1 rRNA gene is annotated in these 510 nt (G+C 77.3%); it reads right to left on the bottom strand.

Annotated features, from left to right (window positions below):
- Nucleotides 1-296: 296 nt before the first annotated feature.
- Nucleotides 297-510 (bottom strand): 16S ribosomal RNA (locus OO258_RS27450); the annotation flags it as partial.

Raw genomic sequence — 510 nt, 5'->3', positions numbered from 1 at the left:
CCCCCCCCCCCCCCCCCCCCCCCCCCCCCCCCCCCCCCCCCCCCCCCCCCCCCCCCCCCCCCCCCCCCCCCCCCCCCCCCCCCCCCCCCCCCCCCCCCCCCCCCCCCCCCCCCCCCCCCCCCCCCCCACCCCCCCCCCCCCCCCCCCCCCCCCCCCCCCCCCCCCCCCCCCCCCCCCCCCCCCCCCCCCCCCCCCCCCCCCCCCCCCCCCCCCCCCCCCCCCCCCCCCCCCCCCCCCCCCCCCCCCCCCCCCCCCCAATTCGTGTGGGAGCTCATCAGTAGGCTGATGTCGTCGATTAAGGAGGTGATCCAGCCGCAGGTTCCCCTACGGCTACCTTGTTACGACTTCACCCCAGTCATGAATCACACCGTGGTAACCGTCCCCCCGAAGGTTAGACTAGCTACTTCTGGTGCAACCCACTCCCATGGTGTGACGGGCGGTGTGTACAAGGCCCGGGAACGTATTCACCGCGACATTCTGATTCGCGATTACTAGCGATTCCGACTTCAC

The sequence above is a fragment of the Pseudomonas sp. DCB_BI genome (genome assembly GCF_026240995.1).
In the GTDB taxonomy this organism is placed as follows: Bacteria; Pseudomonadota; Gammaproteobacteria; order Pseudomonadales; family Pseudomonadaceae; genus Aquipseudomonas.
The sequence above is the reverse complement of the archived record's forward strand: the minus strand, read 5'-3'. Positions and strand labels throughout refer to the sequence as shown.